Source organism: Prosthecobacter sp. (assembly GCF_029946185.1).
GTDB lineage: Bacteria > Verrucomicrobiota > Verrucomicrobiia > Verrucomicrobiales > Verrucomicrobiaceae > Prosthecobacter.
This window is the reverse complement of the sequence record NZ_JAQSEA010000030.1, coordinates 1-558: the sequence shown is the minus strand read 5'-3', so window position 1 is coordinate 558 and position 558 is coordinate 1. Positions and strand designations below refer to the sequence as shown.

General features: G+C 57.0%; 1 protein-coding gene. It reads right to left on the bottom strand.

Annotated features, from left to right (window positions below):
* Positions 1–231: hypothetical protein (locus tag PSV43_RS01795; RefSeq protein WP_300193070.1), on the bottom strand; the 231-nt coding region annotated here is incomplete at its 3' end.
* Between the last annotated feature and the right edge of the window lie 327 nt (positions 232–558).

Sequence of the window (558 nt, the reverse complement as noted above, 5' to 3'; positions counted from 1 at the left end):
ACGCGGGGCGTCAAAAAAATCATCGCCTTCACTGACGAAGCCGAAAAGTGTCACGGAGCGCGAGACTTTAGTCCGCAGCAGGTCGTCCGCGTGGGACGTGTGATGGCTCTCACCGAATGCCGCAAACACGGTGACGCTCGGTGTGGCGAAAGTAGAATGCCAAAGCGGAGCGGGTGTGTGCTGCGGAGTGCAGCGGAATAAATTCCGCGCTCCGAGGAGCGCTGCGCGCAAGCAGTGAGTTTTACGATCTACGCCCTTTTCCGAGTGCCATTCATGCCTTGCCATTCATGCCTTGCCATTCATTCATTGCCATTCATTCATTGCCATTCATTCCTTGCCGGTCTGACCTGAGCGGGTGAGGAGGTGGCGGGAAGTTTTCTTTTGCCGGAATTGTCGCGTCAATTCCCTGAGGTCCCAGCCAGCCTCAGGCCTGACGCCATTCCAACAACCGGTGGGGTGGATTCATTCGATCTTCAGATATGCACACACTCTCTGACCCGCGTTTTTTGTATGCGAGACCGCCCTACTCGGCCAAGCCCCAGACACCCCCGGGTACGG